Annotated in this window: 15 protein-coding genes and 2 pseudogenes; 10 read left to right on the top strand and 7 right to left on the bottom strand. The window is 62.1% G+C overall.

Annotated features, from left to right (window positions below):
* Nucleotides 1-42 precede the first annotated feature (42 nt).
* Nucleotides 43-614, bottom strand: a pseudogene (locus IHQ72_RS17315) (GNAT family N-acetyltransferase).
* Complete coding sequence (gene serB, locus IHQ72_RS17320) at nt 611-1,498, bottom strand: phosphoserine phosphatase SerB (protein WP_258123543.1); 888 nt, start codon at nt 1,496-1,498, stop codon at nt 611-613. Before serB ends, IHQ72_RS17315 begins: the two are co-directional and overlap by 4 nt.
* Here serB and miaA point away from each other — a divergent pair.
* A complete protein-coding gene (gene miaA / locus IHQ72_RS17325; RefSeq protein WP_258123863.1) occupies nt 1,488-2,456 on the top strand; it encodes a tRNA (adenosine(37)-N6)-dimethylallyltransferase MiaA in 969 nt (322 codons plus the stop codon). The two genes, serB and miaA, sit on opposite strands and share 11 nt — an antisense overlap.
* 104 nt (nt 2,457-2,560) lie before the next feature.
* Nucleotides 2,561-3,352 carry a GGDEF domain-containing protein gene (locus IHQ72_RS17330; protein ID WP_258123545.1) on the top strand — a complete coding sequence of 264 codons (792 nt, stop codon included), beginning with the start codon at nt 2,561-2,563 and terminating at the stop codon, nt 3,350-3,352.
* A gap of 562 nt (nt 3,353-3,914) precedes the next feature.
* Here the strand turns inward: IHQ72_RS17330 and IHQ72_RS37095 are convergent.
* Nucleotides 3,915-4,082 carry a BA14K family protein gene (locus IHQ72_RS37095; RefSeq protein WP_374120397.1) on the bottom strand — a complete coding sequence of 56 codons (168 nt, stop codon included), beginning with the start codon at nt 4,080-4,082 and terminating at the stop codon, nt 3,915-3,917.
* 204 nt (nt 4,083-4,286) lie between these two features.
* On the opposite strand from IHQ72_RS37095, the gene IHQ72_RS17335 reads away from it, so the two are divergent.
* Nucleotides 4,287-4,466 (top strand): hypothetical protein, encoded by a 180-nt coding sequence (locus tag IHQ72_RS17335; protein ID WP_258123546.1) that lies wholly within the window; start codon nt 4,287-4,289, stop codon nt 4,464-4,466.
* Nucleotides 4,467-4,630: 164 nt separating this feature from the next.
* Here the strand turns inward: IHQ72_RS17335 and IHQ72_RS17340 are convergent, their stop codons facing one another.
* Nucleotides 4,631-4,762, bottom strand: a complete 132-nt coding sequence (locus IHQ72_RS17340; RefSeq protein ID WP_258123547.1) for a helix-turn-helix domain-containing protein — start codon at nt 4,760-4,762, stop codon at nt 4,631-4,633.
* A 184-nt stretch (nt 4,763-4,946) separates the two neighbouring features.
* On the opposite strand from IHQ72_RS17340, the gene IHQ72_RS17345 reads away from it, so the two are divergent.
* Entirely contained in the window at nt 4,947-7,079 is a 2,133-nt protein-coding gene (locus IHQ72_RS17345) for an adenylate/guanylate cyclase domain-containing protein (RefSeq protein WP_258123548.1), read from the top strand.
* Nucleotides 7,080-7,126: 47 nt separating this feature from the next.
* Here the strand turns inward: IHQ72_RS17345 and IHQ72_RS17350 are convergent.
* A pseudogene (locus tag IHQ72_RS17350) lies at nt 7,127-7,486 on the bottom strand (helix-turn-helix domain-containing protein); the annotation flags it as partial.
* Nucleotides 7,487-7,585: 99 nt separating this feature from the next.
* Complete coding sequence (locus IHQ72_RS17355) at nt 7,586-9,424, bottom strand: ATP-binding protein (protein ID WP_258123549.1); 1,839 nt, start codon at nt 9,422-9,424, stop codon at nt 7,586-7,588.
* A gap of 154 nt (nt 9,425-9,578) precedes the next feature.
* On the opposite strand from IHQ72_RS17355, the gene IHQ72_RS17360 reads away from it, so the two are divergent.
* Both IHQ72_RS17360 and IHQ72_RS17365 read left to right on the top strand, forming a co-directional pair.
* The gene (locus tag IHQ72_RS17360) at nt 9,579-10,145 is read left to right on the top strand and encodes a helix-turn-helix domain-containing protein (RefSeq protein ID WP_258123550.1); all 567 of its coding nucleotides are present in this window, start codon (nt 9,579-9,581) and stop codon (nt 10,143-10,145) included.
* A gap of 46 nt (nt 10,146-10,191) precedes the next feature.
* Nucleotides 10,192-10,719: a GNAT family N-acetyltransferase gene (locus IHQ72_RS17365; protein WP_258123551.1), complete on the top strand. Its 528-nt coding sequence runs from the start codon at nt 10,192-10,194 to the stop codon at nt 10,717-10,719.
* A gap of 2 nt (nt 10,720-10,721) precedes the next feature.
* On the opposite strand, the gene IHQ72_RS17370 is transcribed toward IHQ72_RS17365, so the two are convergent.
* Complete coding sequence (locus IHQ72_RS17370) at nt 10,722-11,585, bottom strand: LysR family transcriptional regulator (RefSeq protein ID WP_258123552.1); 864 nt, start codon at nt 11,583-11,585, stop codon at nt 10,722-10,724.
* A gap of 121 nt (nt 11,586-11,706) precedes the next feature.
* Here IHQ72_RS17370 and tmpA point away from each other — a divergent pair, with 121 nt between their 5' ends.
* From tmpA to IHQ72_RS17390, 4 genes are all read left to right on the top strand, one after another.
* Complete coding sequence (gene tmpA, locus IHQ72_RS17375) at nt 11,707-12,858, top strand: 2-trimethylaminoethylphosphonate dioxygenase (RefSeq protein ID WP_258123553.1); 1,152 nt, start codon at nt 11,707-11,709, stop codon at nt 12,856-12,858.
* Nucleotides 12,855-13,439 carry a (R)-1-hydroxy-2-trimethylaminoethylphosphonate oxygenase gene (tmpB, locus tag IHQ72_RS17380; protein WP_258123554.1) on the top strand — a complete coding sequence of 195 codons (585 nt, stop codon included), beginning with the start codon at nt 12,855-12,857 and terminating at the stop codon, nt 13,437-13,439. Before tmpA ends, tmpB begins: the two co-directional genes overlap by 4 nt.
* A gap of 30 nt (nt 13,440-13,469) precedes the next feature.
* Nucleotides 13,470-13,670: a hypothetical protein gene (locus IHQ72_RS17385; RefSeq protein WP_258123555.1), complete on the top strand. Its 201-nt coding sequence runs from the start codon at nt 13,470-13,472 to the stop codon at nt 13,668-13,670.
* A gap of 462 nt (nt 13,671-14,132) precedes the next feature.
* Complete coding sequence (locus IHQ72_RS17390) at nt 14,133-15,293, top strand: PcfJ domain-containing protein (RefSeq protein ID WP_258123556.1); 1,161 nt, start codon at nt 14,133-14,135, stop codon at nt 15,291-15,293.
* The last annotated feature ends 71 nt before the right edge of the window (nt 15,294-15,364 follow it).

A 15,364-nucleotide genomic window follows, 5' to 3' on the forward strand; every position in this document is an offset into this window, starting at 1 on the left:
CCGGTAAAGGCGCAACACTTTGATTTTGAGGGAAAAGGGCGGCTAGCGAGCCGCCTTTTTTCTTGCTTGCCAATCCTTGCCTGTCAGCCTGTAGAAACATGCCGCTTGAGCATGGCGTGGCTGTCCGGAATGCCGGGGTGGTCGAAATCTCTGGCCGGGTCGGCGGTCATGCCCAGGCGTTCCATGACGGCGATGGACCGGCTGTTATCCTTGACAGCGAAGGATACGATTTCCTCGAGGCCAAGCGTTTCGAAGCCATAGGCGAGCCAGGCTTCGGCTGCCTCGGTGACATAGCCATGGCCCCAGAATTCGGGCGCCAGGCGCCAGCCGATCTCGACGGTGCCGGCCGGCAAGAAGGGCAAATGATCGGTTCGGGTTATGCCGACGAAGCCGATGCAATGGCCGGTGACGTCGATCTCGGCGGCTGTGAAGCCGAAACCGTCGCGGTCGATGACGGCGCGCAATTCATCCATCTTGGCGTCGGCCTGCGCGCGGTCGCGGCGAAACGGAAAGAATTCCATGACGCGCTCGTCGGAATTGATGCGGTAGAAGAGCTCACGGTCGCGATCCTCCCAGTTGCGCAGGATCAGGCGCTCGGTGCGGATCGGCGTCACTCTACAAATTCTTCCCGCCGGTAGCCCTGCAGATAGAGAAGCGCGGTCAGGTCGCCATGGTCGATGCGGAATTTTGCCTCCGCCGCCACGACCTGCTTGGCATGAAGTGCCACACCGGTGCCGGCAAGGCGGATCATGTCGAGGTCGTTGGCGCCATCGCCGACAGCAATGGCGTCGGCGGTCGTCAGCCCGAGGCGCGCCGAAATCTCAAGCAGCGCATCGGCCTTGGCGGCGCGCCCCAGGATCGGCTCGGCCACCAGCCCGGTGAAGCGGCCATCCTGCTCGATCAGGCGGTTGGCGCGGTTCTCCTGAAAGCCGAGCATGTCGGCGATGCGTGAAGTGAAGACGTTAAAGCCACCCGACACGAGTGCAGTCCATGCGCCGTTGGCCCGCATGGTCTGGACAAGCGCGCGGCCGCCGGAAGCCAGCGTCAGGCGGTTGGCGATGATAAGGTCGACCACGGCAGTGTCGAGGCCCTTCAGCAGCGCCACCCGCTCGCGCAAGGCCGGCTCGAAAGCGATCTCGCCATTCATCGATCGCGCCGTGATGGCGGCGACGTAGTCCTTGACGCCGATCTCGTCGGCAAGCTCGTCGATGCACTCCTGGTCGATAACAGTCGAATCCATATCGGCGATGAGGATTTTCTTCCGCCTTCCCTCGGCCTGCTGGACGACAACGTCGACCGGTTCGGGTGCGAGCACGGCGCGCAGGCTGGCGGTCGTTTCAGCGGCATCGGCCGTCTCGGGCAAAGCGAATGCGCAGGCGATGCCGTCGGCCAGCCAGCGAACAGTGCTTGCGCCGACCGACAGTGACGCCATATTCGCAAGCGCCGGCGACAATGCGCGGCCGGCGGGATGGGACACAAGCGTGGCGATCAGCGGCATCGAAAATTCCGGCGGGCAGGCGGGCGAGGGCCGCGTTAAGAACGCGATCCTGATAGCCGGGCCGACCGCCAGCGGCAAGTCCGCCCTTGCGGTCGACCTCGCCGAGCGCAATGGCGGCGTCATCGTCAACACCGATTCCATGCAAGGCTATTCGGTGCTCGACGTGCTGACGGCGCGGCCGACTGCTGCCGAACTCGCTCGCGTCCCGCATTTCCTCTACGGACATGTCCATCCCTCCACCGCATATTCCACCGGCGCCTGGCTGCGCGACGTGATGAAGCTCATCGACGACGGTGCGTTCTTGGAACGGCTGGCGATTTTCGTCGGTGGTACGGGGCTTTATTTCCGGGCGCTTGCGGAAGGCATTTCGGAAATGCCCGACATTCCGCAGTCGATCCGTGATCGCTGGCGCTACGAACTCCAGGAGCAAGGCGCAGCCAAGCTGCACCGCATCCTGCTGCGCGAGGATTCCGCAGCCGGCATGATGCTGAAGCCGACCGACGGCCAGCGCATCGTGCGAGCGCTGGAGGTGCTCGACGCATCGGGCCGTTCCATCCTGGAATGGCAGGCGGCGCGCGGTCGTCCGTTGATCGACAGAGCCAGCACGCGCTTCTTTGTGATCGAACCGGACCGAACGGAGCTGGTGGAGCGGATTGAGGCGCGGTTCGACCGCATGCTGGAGAAGGGCGCCCTCGACGAGGTCAGGCGGCTGACCGAGCTTGGCCTCAATCCGGACTTGCCGGCGATGAAAGCGATCGGCGTTCGCGAACTGCAGGCCGCAATGGCCGGCGAGTTGAGTTTTCCCGAAGCGATCGAGCGCGCGAAGATCGCGACGCGACAATATGCCAAGCGCCAGGCGACCTGGTTCAGGCATCAGTTGGGTCCGGAATGGCTGAGATTGCGCCCCGGTGATCGTGTGGAATCCACAATCTCGGATACCCTTTCCAGTGCAACCTGAAAAGTTGACTTTGAGGGGAGACTTCCCGTTGAAGTTGTCCTAATTAACCCTCCGTAAGCCCGTGCATGGCATAACGTCTTTGGGAATTTTCCAACGGGGAGCAGATGCGTTTTCACAAGGCGGAATCAGCCTTTTTCGTCTTTATCTTCGTGATCCTGGCCGCCGGCCTGGTGACGCTTCACGCCTATGGGCTTCTGCAAGCCTTCGCCGAAGAGGTTCATATACCCGCCAGGGTCGACGAGATCATCTATCTCAACAAGCTGTTGTTTGGGACCGGCGTCCTTTTGGCGACTGCCCTGTTCTTCGGCATTTTCTTCATCTACCCGCTGATCCGCAAGCAGGCGACGGAAGAAGGCAAGTTGCGCGCCATGACGGTTTCGCTCAGCGCCCGTTCGGAAACGCTGGAGCATGCGGCGCTGACCGACGGCCTGACCGGCATGCAGAACCGGCGTTATTTCGACGATGCACTGAGGGAATATCTCGAGGAATTCCGTCGCATCGAGAAGCCGGTCGGGCTGATGATCCTTGATCTCGACCATTTCAAGCAGGTCAACGACACCCACGGCCATGATGTCGGCGACCAGGTGTTACGGGCGGTCGCCAGCTGTCTCAAGGACATGACACGCTATCACGACGTTGTGGCGCGCCTGGGTGGCGAGGAGTTCGCAGTGGTCACGCCCAACATGGACGCCGAACTTCTGTCCAAATTCGCCGAGCGCATCCGCAAGGCGATTGCCAACATGTCGATACTGTCTGGCAATGTCCGCCTAAGGATCACCACGAGCGTCGGCCTTGCCGTCTGGGACCGTAAGGAAACCGCCGAAGAGTTTTATCGCCGTGCCGACCGCCAGCTGTATGAGGCCAAGAGGCAAGGCCGCAACCGCGTCTGCGCCTGAAATCCTGGAGAGAATTCATGAGGCCGGCCGACTGACGCAGCTTTCTCGACTTCCGGTGCTCATGGACGCAAATGTCCACTCCGCTCCGGGTTCTCGAAAGCCACGTCATTCGATCCGGCCTGATGAATTCCCTTCCGGGATCAAACATCTAGGTCCTATCCAGGGCAATTCGCGGATAGACGCATCTCCACATGAAAGTTCTAAGGTTCCGGCCCATGCAAGCAGGCCGCCCAAGGCTAAACATGGTTGGGTACTGGAGCGGGCGCTTGCACGGGGTACGTCACGCATCACGACAGCAGTTAGCAGTGCGACAGCTACGCCGGCCAGTAGGGGCCAAGCGGCATACAGCGCGAGTTCAAGTGAAGCCGGCAGTTTCCCTGCATCCAAGCGGATACCCACACGCGCGCCCGGGCGGCTGATCATTATGCCGCCCACGATAAACATGATGCCGTTCACGACGGCCGTACTCCGGCTCCACAACATCAGCCGCGGTGCTGAACTCTAGCATATAGGCTGAATTGCCAAACGCCGAAAAGGAAACACAGCAACGAGCGCTTGCCGTTTAGCGGTGTGGAGAAATGCATCTCCTGCGTCCGCCTCGATAGGGCTGAAAAGTGTCGGTGCCGCCGTCATAGGAACGGTATCGGTCCAGACACCAATCTCGATGAGACTGTACAATAGCCCCCGGGCTTAGGCCAAGTCGGCTATGCCCCGGCAAGGGATCCCGCATGGGCTCGATCGGAACTGCGAGATCGTATTTGATTTGCGGCTGGCGATAGGTGCTAACGACACCGCGCTCCGGGTGCCGCCAGTGGGGGTTGACGCGCCGCTGGTGCAGTAGGTTGGGGATGACCTCGATGTCCTTCTCCTGCCACTCACATGGCCGGTCGCGTCCACAGCCGGTGATGCCAGGACGAACCTGATAGATCTGCGATTGGTTGAACTCGTTGTAGATCAGGGGACGGTTCAGGTCTTGGAACTCCTGGGCCGAAGCCGGCGCCAGCAAGACAAGGCCGGGGGTCGCGAAGGTGAAAATCAGGAGTTTCGTTTCATCCGCCGCGAAAACCTCCCCGCCGGCGAAACAGGCGACGTGATCTCGGCTGTTTTGTGTTGAGGACGAATATCCTGCGCGCCATCGTCGAAAATGTCTGCCCCGGTGGGCAGACATCAGTAAGCTGGATACGGTAGGCGAAACCCTAATTCGCGACTCTCCAGACGTTCATCGCCATCATCGCGCGCTCCTAAGTTAAGGGCGAGGGCGGCGGCCTTACCGCGGGACTAGACGTCGAGCTTGTCCAGGAGCGCGGATATGTGGTGGTCGACCGTCTTGGGCGAAATGAAGAGTGCGCTGGCAATCTGGCCGTTCGACCGGCCCTGGTCGGCGAGCAGCAGGCCATAGGGCCGCAGCATGTCCCGCGTGTCCTCGGACGCATTTCGACGCCGAGGATTCCTTGCCACCAAGTCGGCTCGTCGCCGAACCTGCGCGCTTCGATGCATTTGGCGACGCCTGTAACCGAGCAGGGACAGTGTCGGTTCGAATTAACATCATTCGTGATATCCCCCAGGCATTCGCGTTTTCTGTTAGAACTCGATTATGTCTTCGACCCATGTGACCGGCTCACCCCGCCCAGCGCGCTGGGGCTTGGCCGCAAAGCTGTTTACGATTCTCGCCCTGCTTGGCGCGATCGCGGTCCTGGTGACCGGGGTGCTCGGTTATTTCCGCGCCCGCGACGCCCTCGAAAAGGCAGTCTTCGATCAGCTCATGGCCGCCCGGCAGACCAAGTCGCGCCAGGTCGAAACCTACTTTCGCACAATCCAGGCCGATCTGCGCCTCCTTTCCACCTCCAAGATGGTGGTCGATGCAACGCGTGAGTTCCGTATCGCAGTCGACCAGCTCGACCGGGCAAGCGCGTCACCTGAATTGCGGCAGAAGGTCAGCGACTGGTACGCTGACAACTTTCTCCCTCGGATAACAAGGGTATTCGGCAGGGAGCCGGCTGTGGCCGACTATATGCCGGTCGGCGCCGCTCCTTACTACCTGCAGTACCATTATATCGTTGCCAATCCGCATCCGAAGGAGCGGCGCAAGCTTCTCGACGACGCTGGTGACGGCAGCGACTATAGCAGGCTGCACGCGGTGTATCATCCCGTGATCCGGGCCGCGGCCGCAACGGTCGGCTTCTTCGATTTAATGGTGGCCGACGTCAAATCAGGCCGCCTGATCTACACGGTCGAGAAGGAGGTGGATTTCACGACCTCTCTTCAAATCGGACCCTACCGCAACTCAAGCGTCGCTGAGGTGGTCGCCCGCTGCGCCCTAAGCCCCGACAGGTCGGCCATCTGTCTGGAGGATTTCGCCCCATACGCGCCATCGAACGGCGCGCCGATCGCCTTCATGGGAGCACCGGTGATTGACCAAGGCGTCGTCATCGGCGTGCTGATCGCGCAACTGTCAAACGAGGAGATCGACAACGTCGTCACGGGCGGCCGCCGCTGGCGGCAGGAAGGCTTTGGGAACACGGGCGAGGCCTATCTCGTAGGCCCTGATTATCTGGTGCGCTCCGGTCCACGAACGTTCTACGAGGATCGGGAAAAATACTTCGCCGAACTCAAGTCCGTCGGCACCTCGGACGAGGAGATCGCCACCATTCAGCGTTACGGAACGCCGGTGCTGCATCAGCGCATCGACACCAGGGCCACCCAGGCTGCGCTCGGCGGCGTCGAGGGTACCGGCGAGATCATCGGCTACCGCGGCGTTCCGACGCTCGCTTCATGGGGTCCGCTCGCGATTCCCGGCGTCACGTGGGCCCTCGTTGCCAAGATCGACAGCGCTGAAGCATTCGCGCCGATCGCCCAGCTCCGCCAAAATCTGCTGGTCGTGGGGGGACTGGCGCTGCTGGTGGTGGTCGCCACCGCAGCGTGGCTTTCGCGCGCGATGCTCGGACCGCTGCGCGAACTCACTGCCGGGGTGATGCGCTTCGCTGCCGGTGACTATGGGACCAGCGTGCCGGTCCGCACACGCGACGAGATTGGCCAGCTCTGCTCGGCCTTCAATAGCATGGTCAAGGATCTGCACGAAAAGAATATCGTCATCGAGAACAAGAATCGCGAGAACGAGGCGCTGCTGCTGAACGTCCTACCGGCGCCGATCGCCAACCGGCTGCGCGGTGGCGAGGAGGGGATCGCTGACGGCTTCGCGGAGGTCACCGTTGCCTTTGCTGACATAGTCGGCTTCACCGCGCTGACATCGGAGATGCCGCCGCATGAGGTCGTGACGTTTCTCAATGGGCTGTTCACGCGCTTCGACGCCGCCGCCCAGGATCTCGGTATCGAGAAGATCAAGACCGTGGGCGACGCCTATATGGCAGTATGCGGCCTGCCGGTGCCGGTGCCCAACCACGCCGAACGCATGGTGCGCATGGCCATCCGCATGATCCACATCACACGCGAGCACGCCATGGAGCACAAAATCCCAATGAAGATCAGGGTCGGCGTCAACAGCGGTCCCGTCGTCGCCGGCGTCATTGGGAAGAGCAAGTACATCTACGACTTATGGGGCGACACTGTGAACCTTGCGAGCCGGATGGAATCGGGAGGAATCGCCGACTCTGTTCAGGTGACGCGCGCGGTCTACGAGCAGCTCAAGGATCAGTTCGTCTTCGAGCCGCGCGGCGCCATTGAAGTCAGGGGCAAAGGGAAGGTAGAGGCGTGGCTCTTGAGATTGTAGGGGCGTGGCCTAGTATCCAACCAGGCATAAATGGCGGCCCACCTCAGATCGGCGTCCACCTGCGGCAGCCGCGAAATGCCATGGCGCTGAAGGCAGCGATGCAACGACGAGCGCGTCAGATGCGGGATCGAGGGCTGTAGGGCATAGAGACAATCATCCAGCGCCAGCAACGTGTGCTTGCGAAAGGCGACGATCACCGCTTCCTCTTCGAGCGACAGCACTGTCGATCTTGGTTTCTTCGGGCCGGTGGGAAGATCGGCGGTCGAGATCCGGTTCCTCCACTTTCTAACTGTCTTCTGATCGATGCCGTAGCGCTTGGCCAGCGCTCTCAGGCTCTCTTGACTATGCTGTATCGCTCGACGGACTGCCTCTGTCGTCGTGGCGCGGCGGTGTAGAACCTGTCCCATAGCGCATCCTTTGATTCGGACGGCAATGATGCGCCATTAAAGTCCGGGATCAAACACCTAGAGACTGACAAAGTCTTCAGGATTCATCGGCCGCTGGGCTCAATCGTTTTGCGGGCGCAAGCCGAAGGTTGCGGGTTTCAGGCCATAGCGCATGTCGAAATCGTCGTCCGGCTGGACGCGTGCGACAGTCGGGGCGGGCGGCTTGCGATAGTCGGGATCGCCGGCCTGACGGCCGGAATCCACGACTTCGGCGAAGGCCATCGCCTGCTGCGGTTTTGGCACGTTGCGCAGCCTTTCGACGATCGCCACCAGGTCGACATCATTGCCGATTTCGGACGGCAAGGCTTCCTCGCGCTTGGCCGTGCCGGGAATCAGCTCATCGGACATTTTTTCGAACTTCAGCCGCATGGTCGTCGCCACGCCCTCACCGAAGGCGATGGCTTCGCGCTGGCCCATCGAAGACAGGAATGCCAGCGTCGAGGCCGAGGAATCAGCGATCGCCGAGCGGATGATCGCCTGGTCCTGCTCATTGGCAAGCCGCATGGCGAAAAAGGTCGAGCACTGCGACAGGATGGTGGGATCGAGCTCGCCCGGGCGCTGGGTGACGATACCGAGATAGCAGCCATATTTGCGGCCTTCCTTGGCGATGCGCGACAGCGCATGCCGGGTCGGTGCAAAGCCGAGACGCGGATCGGCCGGCATATAGCGGTGCGCTTCCTCGCACAAGAACAGCAGCCGCAGCCGGCCTTCGCTCCACAGCGCCAGGTCGAAGGCCAGACGGGCCAGCACCGAACAGACGGAATTGACGACTTCCGATGGCATGCCGGCCATCTCGAAGCAGGTCACCGGCCGGCCGTGATGCGGGACGCGGAAGATATTGCCGATCGTCTCGTGGATGGTATCCTCGATCAGGCGCGAATTGAACATGAAGCGGTAGCGCGGATCCGCGGCCGCCGATTCGATGCGCGTCTTCAGCGATCTGAGAGTGGGACGGTCATTCTTGCTTTCCAGCAATCCCATGCGCTCGTCGATCTGCTTGATGAGATCAACAATGCGGTAGGGCACCGGCGTGTCCGCGGTCATCGCGTCGGAGCCGCGCTTGAGAGAGGTGCCCGAATTCGGGTTTCGGTACAGGCTCTTGGCAGCGGGGATGAGATCGCGCAAGGCATCGACTTCCTCCGGTACCGTCTCACGGCCGCGAAACAGCACCTCGGCGAATTCCTCGAGCTTGAACATCCAGAAGGGCAGATCCAGCGTCGTCGAATCGACCTTGACACAATATTCCGGCAAGGACGCCGCGAACTCATTGTGCGGATCGAGGATGAGGATGCGCAGGTCGGGCCTGGCGGCGATCGACTTGCGCAAAAGCAGCGAGACGGCGGTGGATTTGCCGACGCCAGTGGTGCCGACGACGGCGAAGTGACGCGCCAGCGTGTCGTCGATGGCGATATTGGCGTCGATCGTCTCGTCCTGCGACAGCGTGCCGATGGTGATCGAATGGCGCCCGGCGAGATCATAGACCGCCTGCAGGTCGCGGCTGCGGATGCGGTGGGCGATGGCGCCGATATGTGGATAACAGGTGATGCCGCGGTCGAAAATCGGCTTGGCGCCAGGCCCGACGCCGTCGCGCACCTCGCCGATGAGCTCGATGCTGACCTCGATCGGGTTCTGGCCCTCATTGCTCCAGGCGCGATCCGACTTGCCGATCCCGTAGACCAGGCCGACGGTTCGCGTGGTGCCGAGATTGATGGAAATCATCTTGCCGACGGTCCATTGGCCGGTGACCGTACCTTCGGCGTCCTCGGCATAGGCGCTGATGGTGGCGCGCGCGCCGTCGCACTGCACGACATTGCCCAGAATGCGCTTGTCGTTTTGCTCAGCTGTTCGGCGCTCCTGCATTGTCGGTTCTCCGACGGAGGCTTGACGTTCGACAAACATGAGCAGGCTGTCCCCATTTCCCCAGGAGATCGACCTTAAAGCGGCGGGGTTAAGGTGGGGTGAGGTCGGATGGTGCAGAGAGCCTTAAAGCCATTGGCGAAAATTGAATCAAACCGTCTTTGCTCGACTTGAGAAAATTCGCTATACTGAACAAATGAATGGTATAGCGAACGACATCTCTTCTACCATCGGCAGGCGAATACGCTCCGAAAGGATCATGCGAGGCTGGTCCCTGACGGAGCTTGCCGACCGGTCGGATGTATCCAAAGCCATGCTGAGCACGATGGAGCGCGGCAAGACGAGCCCGACCGCGGCGCTCCTTGTGCGCATCGCCGCGGCCTTTGGCATGACGCTTTCCACCCTGATTGCGCGGGCAGAGCTGCAAGGCGGCGGACTGCTTCGCCAGAGCGATCAGCCGATCTGGCGCGATCCCGCCACGGGTTATGTCAGGCGGCATCTTTCGCCGGTCTCGGACATGCCGCTTCAACTGATCCGGGTCCAATTGCCGGTGGGAGCCAGGGTGAGCTTTCCAGCGGCGTCCTATGCCTTCATCAGGCAGCAGATCTGGCTGATTTCGGGACGGCTGGAATTCACCGAGGGCGATGTTGTGCACAGTCTCGAACCAGGCGACTGCCTGGCGCTTGGGGCGCCGTCGGACTGCACCTTCCACGCTCCGGGACCGGATGCCGCCGACTATCTGGTCGCACTGGCACGAGGCTGAGGCGATTTCAAAGCCATTTCCTCTTTGCTCCAAGGGTTTCGCACACATGAGTTCCATCGAAGTCAAGGCACTGACGCAGGCTGCGGGAACGCAGGCAATGCTGGTCGACCTGTTGATCGAGACGGTGGCGGCCGGCGGGTCGGTCAGTTTCATGCACCCGTTGTCACAGGAGGCAGCCGGCGCCTTCTGGGCGAAATCGCTTGCCGCCGCGGCAAGAGGCGAAAGAGCTGTGCTTGGCGCATGGCACGTCGAGGTTCTGGTCGGTACCGTCACCTTGCTGCTCGACTGTCCTCCCAACCAGCCGCACCGGGCCGAGGTCGCCAAGCTGATGACCCGTCTCGAGCATCGCGGCAAAGGTATTGGAACCCGTCTGGTGCGCGCTGCGGAAACTCTTGCCGTCGAGAAAGGCCGCACGCTGCTGGTGCTGGACACGGCGACCGAGGAGGGGGCATCGGGTCTCTATGAGAGATTGGGCTTCACCTTGGCCGGCGAGATACCAGACTATGCGTTGAAGCCGCATGGCGGGCTGACCGGCACGCTCATCTACTGGAAACGCATCGGTCAGTCTCTGTGACGTCACGTCGACGCCATTTTGGTGAGACGCGACAGCAGCCATTGACGGAAGTCTTGCTCGGGCCGCGTCAGCGGGGCGGCCGACGCCCGTGTAAGGAAATGCCCAAAGCTGCTCGAGAGTTCGAAGCCGGAAAGCCTCACCAGATACTTGCTGGCGAGCGCGGCATCGATCAGCGGCCGTGACCCCAGCAGCACGCCAGCCCCCGCCTTGGCCGCCTCCATGGCGGCCACGAAACTGTCGAAGCGGTGCGACCGCCTGGGGTGCCCCGGCACGCCGGCGGCGATGAACCATTCCGCCCACATTTCACGCGCTCCAGCGACCAGAAGCAGCGGCAGGGAGGTCCAATCGGCGCTGCCGGCCAAGGCCGGGGACGCCACAGGCACCAGCCGCTCGACAGTCAGCCTGTCGGCTTCTCGCCCGGGAAATGCGCCGCTTCCGAAGCGAATATCGAGCACCGAGCCGCTCTGGTCATAATCCGTCGGGCGATGGATCGTCACCACATCAAGCTGGATCCGCGGCAGGGTTCTCGCAAGATCGGGCAATGCGGGCATGAGCACCAGCAGGACAAAGGAGATCGGCGCTCGAATAGTCACGGTTTGGATGGCGCGCGGCTCGAACAGTTCCGTGGTGCTGTTGCCGATGGTGGCGAATGCAGACTGGATATGGGGAAGATAGGCGGCGCCTTCCGGCGAAAGTGCCACACCACGGGCAAGGCGTGAGAACAGCCGGATCTTCAGCCGCTCCTCGAGAAAGCGGATGTGCTGGCTGACCGCCGCTTGTGTCAGGCCAAGCTCGACTGCGGCGGCCGTGAAGTTCGACAGCCGCGCCGCGGCTTCAAAACTGCGCAGCCAATCGAGAGGGGGCATGCTGCTCCGGCCGGCTTTAACCATTAGAATTTTGTGCCCTTTGGTCTTAAAATGATAATTTGAGTTATGCCTAGGAAGCCGTCAGCATGCAAGCAGATGCAACGACTGGAGCTTGTTGGGCATGTTGACGAAAGCGGTGATCGGCGACGAGGGACGAACGATCGAACTTGGCTGGAAGGACGGAATGCGTACCCGCTTTCACGCAATGTGGCTGCGCGACAACGCGCTCGACGACAAGACGCGCAGCACCGGCAACGGCCAGCGGCTCATCACCATCCTCGACATTCCGGCTGCTACGAAGATCGGCGCGGCCTCGATCAAGGACGATGCCCTTGAGGTCAGCTTCGTGCCCGAACAGAAAACGGTCAGCTTCCCCGCGGCATGGCTGAGCGCCAACGCGTATGATCGCGACGTGCCCCGTCAACTTGGCTGGACCGGCGAGGACACCATCCGATGGACCAAGGCCACGATGCAAAATTCGGTACCGCGCGCCAACTACGTTGCGGCCAGCCGCGACCGCGCTGTCCTGCGGCAATGGCTGTCGGCGATCAAGGCCTACGGCTTTGCCGTGATGGACGGGCTGCCGACCGAATCCGGCGCGCTTTGCAAGGTTTCCGACCTGTTCGGTTATATCAGGGAGACCAACTACGGCCGCTGGTTCGAGGTGCGCGCGGAGGTCAATCCGAGCAATCTGGCCTACACCAATCTCGGCCTGCAGGCGCATACCGACAATCCCTATCGCGATCCGGTGCCGACATTGCAGATCCTGGCCTGCATCGAGAATACGGTGGAGGGCGGCGAGTCCAGTGTCGTCGACGGCTTTGCTGTTGCGGCTGCTCTGCAGGCTGAGAATCCGGAAGGGTTTCGTCTGTTGAGCTCATGTCCGGCCCGCTTCGAATATGCCGGTTCGTCGGGCGTGCGGCTGCAGGCGAAACGGCCGATGATCGAGCTCGGGCCAGATGGCGAGCTGATCTGCATCCGCTTCAACAACCGCTCGCTGGCGCCCACCGTCGATGTGCCGTTCGCCGACATGGAGGCCTACTACGCGGCCTATCGCCGTTTCGCTGAACTGATCGAGGATCCCCGTTTCGAAGTGACGTTCAAGCTCGAAGCCGGGCAATCCTTCATCGTCGACAACACCCGCGTCATGCATGCGCGAAAGGCGTTTTCCGGCACCGGCACGCGCTGGCTGCAAGGCTGCTACGCCGACAAGGACGGCCTGCTGTCGACGCTTGCGGCGATCGAACACGGTTTCAAGGAGGCGGCGGAATGAGCGGCCAGGACCCGAACGCGGACAACATCGTCGAGTTCATCGCCGACATCTTCGAGCGGCGGGGTGCCGAATCCTATCTCGGCGAGCCGGTGACGATGTCGGAGCATATGCTGCAGGGGGCCTGGTTGGCCGAGCAAGATGGTGCGCCAGATGTGCTGGTGGCGGCGGCGCTGCTGCACGACATCGGCCATTACACCAGCGAATTCGGCACCTACTCGCCTGAGGATGTCGAGGACAAGCACCATGACGAGGCCGGCGGCGAAGTGTTGGCGCCGTTCTTTCCACCGGTTATCGTCGAATGCGTCAGGCTGCACGTCTCGGCCAAGCGCTATCTATGCGCCACCGACCCGACCTATTTCTCTCGGCTTTCGGAAGCATCGGTGCATACGCTGTCGTTGCAAGGCGGCCCCATGAGCGCCGATGAAGTCGCCGAATTCCGCAAGAACCCGTTCCACGAGGAAGCGGTACGGGTTCGCATCTGGGACGAAGGCGGCAAGATTGCCAATATGAAGACGCGGGCGTTCCGCGATTATGTTCCGCTTCTGCAGCGGGTCGTTCGCGAGTTTCGCGATGGCGCTTGACGCAACCCATCACCGGGAAGGAGACAGCCCATGTGTTTCTGCTTCGACGGCGACAATGCAGTAGCTGCATACCGGCCGGATGACTGCCGCGAGCGCCTGCCCGCCACGCGTGCTGTCGTCTGCCTGCCGGTCGCTTCCCACAGCGAGCCCGGCGCCGCTGTCGGCTCGCTCGAACCCATCGATGCCGAGCATGTTCGCGATCTTGCTGTTGCGCTTGTTCCGATGTATTAGCCGCGCCCGACATGCGGCCCCCTTTTCATTGCCGCACCGTACAGACCTTTGAAGGAGGCGACGATGAGATATTGTTCACGCATTTTGCGCCTTCGCGGCGGTCGGACGGGCTGACCCGCGCCACAGCGGGTTTTCCAACTTCAATCTGAGAACGACTGTGCCGCGATGCTTTGTCATCGCTGCGTGGATTCCATGAAGACGGTGGGAGCCGGGAGCTCCCGGCCGACGATCGCGGCTGCCTGAAGACCTGAGATGCGCCTTTGCAACACCACGTCAGGCCATTGTAAACATTGAAAGAATGGCTCTTGCGTCAAGTCTTCTGCGAGCGTAGAGACGCCGCCCATTCCTAACCCATCATCCCCTGAGGAGACCTGTCAATGACCCGGCAATCCAGATCGACACATTCCGTGCCGGCGCTGGAATTGCGTGCGGCTGACAGGGTTCCAATTGGGAAAAACGGCCATGGCGAAGTCCATGATCCAGCGCAGGCAGGAAGCCGAGCGCGAACGCATTGAAGCATATGCCGTAACGCTGCGGCGGATTTCTCCCGTCGCGCGTCCCGCTCCGGATTTCGAGCGGGCGCTTGACGACGCACGCCGCGGCTTTGCCGGTATGGCGATCCGCGACGGTGCGTTGTGGCGTCCAAAGCTGAAGACGCGCGACCCTGCGCGGCTGCGGCTGGCGGCTGCCCGCTATCTTTATGCGCGCTATCCGGTGTCGGCCGCGCTCGAAGCCATCTGGCTGGATAGATCGGGGCTGGACGGCCCGGAGATCGCGCTTCGCAAGACCTGGTACATCGCCGTCGCGCGTGGTGACTCGCTGTACAAGGCGGGCGCCAGTGCCTGGCTGTCGCGCAAGGAAGTGCATTGCTTCCTGAACGTGTCCGGTGACTTCTCGTTCGACGAGGCGTTTTGGTTGGCGATCGCGCGGTCCTACACGGATGATCCGGGGTTGGCGGCCCGACTTGCGCGGACGAAAATCGCGCGCACGCCGCGCGGGGAGTTGGTCTTCTGGCGTGAGGTGACGCGATTTTTCCGCGGCCAGCCCACCTCGAAGGAGGAGATCGACGATCTGTGCGACTATATCGGCGCGATGCACCAGCGCGATGCAGCGTACAGCCTGAAGGGGCGCACACTGGCTTCGTTGCGTCGGCAGATGTTGGAATGGCACCACGACATTGCCGCGATCGAACGCATCGAGGCGATGCGCCGCCGCGCTGCCGGGAGGGCTCCGCCTACTGCCGGATTGCAGTCGCAGCGCCGCGCCTGGGACGGCTCGCGCCTCGAGGACTGGGGATGGCAGCCATCGGCCAAGGAGGCGAAGGCGCATGGCGAGCGTTTCTTCGTCCGCCAGCTGAAGACAGCCGAGGATCTGGTCGCCGAGAGCCGGGCGATGCATCATTGCGTCTCGACCTACGCAGCCAAATGCATCGCCGGCAACGCCTCGATCTGGGTGCTGCGACGCACGGCGCTCGGCAAGATCGAGCGGTTGCTGACGATCGAGCTCGACCCGCAAAACCGTGCGGTGCAGGTGCGCGGTTTCGGCAGTCGTCTCGCCTCGCTGGAAGAATGCAAGGTCGTCGAGCGCTGGGCCAAGGCGAGGCGCGTGGTGCTCAGGGCCTGAAAAAGGAAGACCCCGCGCGGCGCAAATGCCGCGCGGATTGCACAAGGGGCGAATGTGCCGCCGCCTGGCAT

Source organism: Mesorhizobium onobrychidis, from assembly GCF_024707545.1.
GTDB lineage: Bacteria > Pseudomonadota > Alphaproteobacteria > Rhizobiales > Rhizobiaceae > Mesorhizobium > Mesorhizobium onobrychidis.

Excerpts from the sequence above, each read along its gene's own strand:
- serB (WP_258123543.1), bottom strand. The coding sequence starts at position 1,498 with ATGCCGCTGATCGCCACGCTTGTGTCCCATCCCGCCGGCCGCGCATTG.
- IHQ72_RS17330 (WP_258123545.1), top strand. The coding sequence starts at position 2,561 with ATGCGTTTTCACAAGGCGGAATCAGCCTTTTTCGTCTTTATCTTCGTG.
- IHQ72_RS37095 (WP_374120397.1), bottom strand. The coding sequence starts at position 4,082 with ATGCGGGATCCCTTGCCGGGGCATAGCCGACTTGGCCTAAGCCCGGGG.
- IHQ72_RS17340 (WP_258123547.1), bottom strand. The coding sequence starts at position 4,762 with ATGCTGCGGCCCTATGGCCTGCTGCTCGCCGACCAGGGCCGGTCGAAC.
- IHQ72_RS17345 (WP_258123548.1), top strand. The coding sequence starts at position 4,947 with ATGTCTTCGACCCATGTGACCGGCTCACCCCGCCCAGCGCGCTGGGGC.
- IHQ72_RS17355 (WP_258123549.1), bottom strand. The coding sequence starts at position 9,424 with ATGTTTGTCGAACGTCAAGCCTCCGTCGGAGAACCGACAATGCAGGAG.
- IHQ72_RS17360 (WP_258123550.1), top strand. The coding sequence starts at position 9,579 with ATGAATGGTATAGCGAACGACATCTCTTCTACCATCGGCAGGCGAATA.
- IHQ72_RS17365 (WP_258123551.1), top strand. The coding sequence starts at position 10,192 with ATGAGTTCCATCGAAGTCAAGGCACTGACGCAGGCTGCGGGAACGCAG.
- IHQ72_RS17370 (WP_258123552.1), bottom strand. The coding sequence starts at position 11,585 with ATGCCCCCTCTCGATTGGCTGCGCAGTTTTGAAGCCGCGGCGCGGCTG.
- tmpA (WP_258123553.1), top strand. The coding sequence starts at position 11,707 with ATGTTGACGAAAGCGGTGATCGGCGACGAGGGACGAACGATCGAACTT.
- tmpB (WP_258123554.1), top strand. The coding sequence starts at position 12,855 with ATGAGCGGCCAGGACCCGAACGCGGACAACATCGTCGAGTTCATCGCC.
- IHQ72_RS17385 (WP_258123555.1), top strand. The coding sequence starts at position 13,470 with ATGTGTTTCTGCTTCGACGGCGACAATGCAGTAGCTGCATACCGGCCG.
- IHQ72_RS17390 (WP_258123556.1), top strand. The coding sequence starts at position 14,133 with ATGGCGAAGTCCATGATCCAGCGCAGGCAGGAAGCCGAGCGCGAACGC.